The organism is Pseudonocardia sp., from assembly GCF_029263155.1.
Lineage (GTDB): Bacteria > Actinomycetota > Actinomycetes > Mycobacteriales > Pseudonocardiaceae > Pseudonocardia.
Window position 1 is genome coordinate 1 of the sequence record NZ_JAJCYB010000006.1, and the last position, 5,417, is coordinate 5,417.

Consider the following 5,417-nt stretch of genomic DNA (forward strand, 5'->3'; position numbering starts at 1 on the left):
GCGCCCGGAGCCAGCAGGGCCTGCTCGTCCAGGCCCGCCCACGCCGCGAGCGCCCCGCGCAGGCCGGGCAGGGCCGTGCGGCCACCCCAGACCTGGGTGGCCCGCAGGATGCTCAGCACCAGGTCGACCTGGGCCTGCCCCTCGGGCACCCCGCCCAGGACGTGCAGCCCGTCGCGGATCTGGACGTCCTTGACCTCGCACAGGTAGCCGTCGATGTGCAGCACGAAATCGTCGAAGTCCTGCTCGCCGGGCAACGCGTCGACCTGCAGGTCGTGGTGCAGCTGGGCGGCCTGCACGACCTCCCAGATGCGCACGCGCAACGCGGGCAGCTTGGCCGGGTCCATGGCCTGGACGAGGGCGTACTCGTCGAGCAGCTGCTCCAGCCGTGCCATCTCGCCGTAGGTGTCGGCGCGGGCCATCGGCGGCACCAGGTGGTCCACGACCACGGCGTGCCCGCGGCGCTTGGCCTGCGTGCCCTCGCCGGGGTCGTTGACGATGAACGGGTACACCAGCGGCAGCTCGCCCAGCACCGCGTCCGGGGCGCACTCCGCGGACAGGCCGAGCCCCTTGCCGGGCAGCCACTCCAGCGTGCCGTGCTTGCCCAGGTGGATCACGGCGTCCGCGCGGTACTCCTGCTCCAGCCAGCGGTACGCGGCCAGGTAGTGGTGCGAGGGCGGCAGGTCCGGATCGTGGTAGATCGCGATCGGGTTCTCCCCGAACCCACGCGGCGGCTGGATCATCAGCAGCACGTTCCCGAACCGGAGCGCGGCGAGCACGATGTCGGAGCCGTCGACGTAGAGCGAGCCGGGCGGCTCCCCCCAGTGCTCACGGATGCCGTCGGTGAGCGCGGCCGGTAGCGCGTCGAACCAGCGCCGGTAGTCGTCCAGCGCGACGCGGGACGGCGCGTTCGAGAGCTGCTCCTCGGTCAGCCATTCGACGTCGTGTCCACCGGCGGCGATGAGGGTGTGGATCAACTCGTCGGAGTCCTGCGGGAACTCCCCGACCGCGTAGCCCGCGTCGCGCAGCGCGTTGAGCAGCACCACCGCCGAGGCCGGGGTGTCCAGCCCCACCGCGTTGCCCACGCGGGAGTGCTTGGTCGGGTAGCTCGACAGCACGACGGCCAGCCGCCGGTCGGCCACGGGCGTGCGGCGCAGCGAGGCGTGCCGGACGGCGAGCCCGGCCAGCCGCGCCGCCCGCTCGGGGTCGGCGCGGTAGACGGGGAGGTCGTCGCCCGGTGCGGTCTCCTTGAACGAGAACGGCACCGTGATCAGCCGGCCGTCGAACTCCGGGATGGCGACCTGCATCGCGGCGTCCATCGGCGACAGCCCGGCGTCCGAGCCCGCCCACGTCTCCCGCGACGTGGTCAGGCACAGGCCCTGCAGCACCGGCACGTCGAGCGCAGCGAGCGCGCCGGCGTCCCAGGCGTCCTCCTCCCCGCCCGCCGACGCGGACGAGGCCACGGTGCCCCCTGCCGCGAGGACGGTGGCCACGAGCACGTCGGCCCGCCCCAGCAGGCCCATCAGGTCCGGCCCGGCCGCGCGCAGCGATCCGCAGTACACGGGCAGCGCGTTCGCGCCCCGTGCCTCGATCGCGTCGCAGAGCGTCTCGACGAACGCGGTGTTGCCCGACAGCGCGTGCGCCCGGTAGAAGACGACGCCGACGGTCGGGCGCGCCGGGTCCTGGCCCCGCGTGCCGAGCACGCCGAACTCGGGTGTCGGCGCGGGCGGTGCGAAGCCCTCGCCGGTGAGCAGGACGGTGTCGCAGAGGAACCGGTGCAGCTCGCGCAGGTTGTCCAGCCCGCCGGCGGCGAGGTAGGCCAGCGCCTCCGACGCCACCCCGGCGGGCACGGTGGACGCGGCCATCAGCTCGGCGTCCGGGGAGGCCTCCCCGCCCAGCAGGACGACCGGCCGCCCCGAGGCGACCAGGGCGTCGACGCCCTCCGGCCACGCCCGCCGCCCGCCGAGCAGGCGCAGCACGACCACCGCCACGCCGTCGAGCAGGGCCGCCAGTCCCTCGGGCTCGACGCGCGCCGGGTTGGCGGTGCGGTAGAGCTCGCCCGAGCCGCGGGCGGCCAGCAACTCGGTGTCGGCGGTGGACAGCAGCAGCACGGCGGGCGCCATCGTGTGTTCCTCCTCGGGCGGTCCGCGCCGCCCTGCTCGGGGTTCCGACGACGGCAGCGAGTCTCCTGGCTCCCGGATCGGCACGAACGCCCGACCTTCCCGCCGCAGCAGTGGTCAAGGGTGGGCGCCCGCTTCCCGGTGACAGTGGCGGGACCGCGTCGGACTCGCACCGACTTCCTCCACTGCCGTCGCGAAGAACCTGACCACACGGCGGGCACCGGGTCAACGAGAGGTGACCAGCGGCGCCCGGCCGACACGCGAGCGCGGAACGCCGTCGGGTTCACCTCCGTCGCCACTTCGGGAACCACCGGTCAACGGTTCACCCGACAGAGTGTGTCGTCCCTCACACAGGGAGTTGTCCGGTGGAACCCACCGTCATCCAGCATTCGGACAGCCTCGTCGGGGAGTTGCTCGACGAGCTGGAGCGGCTGTTCCGCGACCAGCGCCACGGGCTGGAGCAGGGGCCTGGACACCGACGAGACGTCCACCGAGGACCTGCGGCCGGCGCTGCGCCGCTACCGCAGCTTCTTCGACCGCCTGCTCTCCCTGTAGCCCGTTGCAGCTTGGCCACCTACATGCCATCCCGTTGCGTGAAGGTGGCCTTGCTGCAACACGGCAGCTCGTCCACGAGGGCGCCCTCCCGGACGGCGTCCCTACACTGCGGCCGTGGAGCCTGACCGCCCCGACCTGGGCATCCCGGGCCTGACCGGCGCGCGCGTGCTGGGCGTCGGCGGGTTCGGCACCGTCCACGAGGCGTGGGAGCCCGAGTTCGACCGCCCGGTGGCGGTGAAGGTGCTCCGCGACCGCCTCGACGACGACGCCGTCCGCCGCGCGTTCCTGCGCGAGTGCCAGGCGATGGGGTCGCTGTCCGGGCACCCGCACATCGTCACCGTGCACCGCGCCGGCACCACCGACCGCGGGCAGCCCTACATCGTCATGGACCTCATGTCCGGGGGGTCGCTGGCCGAGCGGATCGGCCGGGCCCCGGTGCCGTGGCCGGAGGTGCTCGACATCGGTGTGCTGCTGGCCGGGGCACTGGAGACCGCGCACCGTCGCGGCATCCTGCACCTGGACCTCAAGCCGGCCAACCTCCTGCGCGTTCCGTCGCGCCAGGGCCGCGAGGAGCAACTCAAGGTCCTCGACTTCGGCATCGGCCAGTACATCGGCGACGGCGAGGTGCAGGACCAGTCGACGATCGTGGCCGGCGCGGGCACGATCGACACGCATTTCGGCGGCGGAACGCTCACGTTCCAGAAGCAGGCGAAGGAGAACGATACGGCCGCCGGCATCACGCGCTCGCGCGGCTGCACGCCTGAGTACGCATCACCGGAGCAGTGCGAGCACGTCCTCGACATGGACGACATCGTGCAGCTGGACGGCCGCTCGGACATCTACTCCCTCGGCGTCATCGCCTTCGAGATGCTGGCGGGTCAGCTGCCGTTCAAGGCGAAGAACCGCCTCGACGTGCTGCAGATGCATCGTCAGGACACCGCACCGAAGGTGGGCTCGATGGGCGTGCGCGTTCCGCGCAAGCTCGCGCACTTTGTCGACCGCTGCCTGGAGAAGGACCGCGACAAGCGTTTCCGCGACACGAACGAGGCCTACGAGGCGCTGCACGACATCGTGCACCCGCCGGTGTGGAAGACGGTTGCGCGCGTGACGGTTCCTATTGTTCTCTTGGCTCTCGCGATCGGCGCCTGGGCCTGGACCACGCGCGAGGTCGTCGTTCCCGAAGCCGGCCTCATCGCGGCGAACGGACTCGACCTGGAGACCGGCGCGGTGTTCCTCGGGCCGGCGACTTCACAAGTGACCGTGGCCCTGCAGGCGGGGGAGGGCGTCTTGCCCAACGACACGAGCGCTGCCTGGACCGTCGTGCGCGCGCTCGACGGTACGCCGGCGCCCCAATGGAAAGCGGAGTGGACGGACGTTGGAGGCGTGCTGCTGAGTGCGACCGACACCGTACCTGTTGGAAGCCGCGTCGAAGAACGCCTGGAGCTGGTGCTCGGCCAGGACCGCTTGAGGTCCCGGCCCTTCACGATCGTGTGGCTCGGCGAAGGCGCGTGGGAAGTCTCGGCGCTCGAGCTCGAAGGGCGCGACCTCGAAGAGCTCGAAGCGATCGGGATCGACCCGCTAGGGCTCTCCCTCGACCTCGAGCTGCGTGGGGACGCGCGCGACGACCTCGCGGAGGTGTCCGTACAGGTCGGCGGCGGTGAGCCGCTCTCGCTGACGCGCAGCACGAGCTCCGGTGACCGCTCGCGCTATCGCCTCGAGCTGGCCGACGCCGGCCTGACGAACGGTCCAAACGAGCTGCACGTTCGTTTGCGCGATCGGGCGGGCGCGGTGTGGTCGCGCGCGGCCGTGTTGACGGTCGTTACCGCTCCGCTTGCCGTCGCGAGCCGTGTGATGGTCGATCGCAGCGGCGGCCGCGATGCGGAGGGCCACTTCCCGGCGTCGAACAAGATACTCGACGCGTACCTGATCTCGCCGGCCACCGAACCGATGCTGCGCGTCGATCTCGTGCGCCCGGCCGATTTGCGCTGGAGCGTCTTCGTGGACGGCTCCAGCGAGCCGGCCGTGCGCGGCCAGTCGTCGGGGCGCAAGGCGTTCGAGCTGGACCTGACCGGTCTCGACGGATTGAACGGCGGCGAGGCGTACCTCGGACGCGTCGAGATCGCCGTGGACGAAGACGCCTACGTCCTGCACGCGGACGGGTCCGACCGCGGCGCCGTCACCGAGTCGGTGGTGTTCCGCTTCGAGAACACGTTGCCGACGTTCGCCGCGCAGTGGCGCGCGCGCGGCCTGACTCGCGACCTGGCCGCAAGCGATCTGGCCGCGGGCGACGAAGGGGAGCCGGTTTTCACCAACGCCGCGAGCGCCGAGTTCGTCGTCACGCGCGACCAGCCGGTGCCGATGCGCGTCGAGCTCAGCTGGTGGCCGGAGACGGATCCCACCGACGTAGAGAGCGCGGAGACCTCGGAGCTGCTCAGCCCGCAAGCCCAGCAGGCCGTGTTGCCGGTCGTCTTCACGGACGACGGCGAGTGGATCCTGCGCGCGCGCTCGTTCCGTTTCGATTCGGCCGCCAAGGCCGCCAGCGATCGCCACGACGTCGAGCAGACGTTTCGCATCGTGCTCGATCGCGTGGCGCCCGGCGTCGAGCTGGTCGGCCTCGACGCCGGAGCCGTCCTGACGTCGATCGACAGCGCACCCGATGAGCTGAGGGTTCGCTTCGCCGACCTCTCGTCCTCCGCGCGCGAACCTGACGTCGACCTCACCTGGCAGCTCGAGCGCACGGGGTCG

Annotated in this window: 2 protein-coding genes and 1 riboswitch; of the genes, one reads left to right on the forward strand and one right to left on the reverse strand. The window is 71.9% G+C overall.

Annotation, left to right across the window (positions count from 1 at the left end; genetic code table 11):
- Window positions 1-2,120, reverse strand: a 2,120-nt coding sequence (locus tag Q1K26_RS00655) for a cobaltochelatase subunit CobN (RefSeq protein WP_300006965.1), incomplete at its 3' end; no start/stop codon positions are given.
- A gap of 37 nt (window positions 2,121-2,157) precedes the next feature.
- A riboswitch (cobalamin riboswitch) is annotated at window positions 2,158-2,322 on the reverse strand.
- A gap of 464 nt (window positions 2,323-2,786) precedes the next feature.
- On the opposite strand from Q1K26_RS00655, the gene Q1K26_RS00660 reads away from it, so the two are divergent.
- Window positions 2,787-5,417 (forward strand): serine/threonine-protein kinase (locus Q1K26_RS00660; RefSeq protein WP_300006967.1); only part of this gene is annotated, 2,631 nt, incomplete at its 3' end.